The sequence below is a fragment of the Bartonella taylorii 8TBB genome, from assembly GCF_902825155.1.
Taxonomy (GTDB): Bacteria; Pseudomonadota; Alphaproteobacteria; order Rhizobiales; family Rhizobiaceae; genus Bartonella; species Bartonella taylorii_A.
The window spans coordinates 1-445 of record NZ_CADEAG010000128.1 but is presented as its reverse complement, the minus strand read 5'-3'; the positions used below and the strand labels follow the sequence as shown (position 1 = coordinate 445).

Below are 445 nucleotides of genomic sequence, written 5' to 3'. Positions count from 1 at the left end.
AGTGCACAAGCACTTGGAACTAAAGGCCAATTTATGAAAACGATCGTTGGCCATACTTTGATGCAATGGTTGCATTTAGAAGAGAAAACGATGAATCAATTAGGGGGTGTTCTGAGTATTTTTCTCAATTTGTTTGTTATTGTATTTTGCGCAATGCCAATAGCTGTGCAGTTTGGTTTTTCGTACTCTGACTTGAGAGCCGTGTTGTGGCAGTTAATGACTGGTTTTCAACTTGGAAATGTATCTATTTCTTTGATTTCTCTCTTCACAGGAATTGTTATTTTTTTCACCTGTTTTTTTGTCATTCGTCGATTTATTGGTTGGTTGGATGGCACAATATTGGTGCATGGAGAATTCGATACTGGTGTGCGTATTCCATCAAAACGGTTATAAGTTATGCTGGTGTTGTTGTGTCTGCTTTGATAGCATTGTCAATGGCAGGTTT

At 38.0% G+C, this 445-nt stretch carries 1 pseudogene; it reads left to right on the top strand.

Annotation, left to right across the window (positions count from 1 at the left end):
• Positions 1-445: pseudogene (locus tag J7R13_RS08970) on the top strand (mechanosensitive ion channel family protein); the annotation flags it as partial.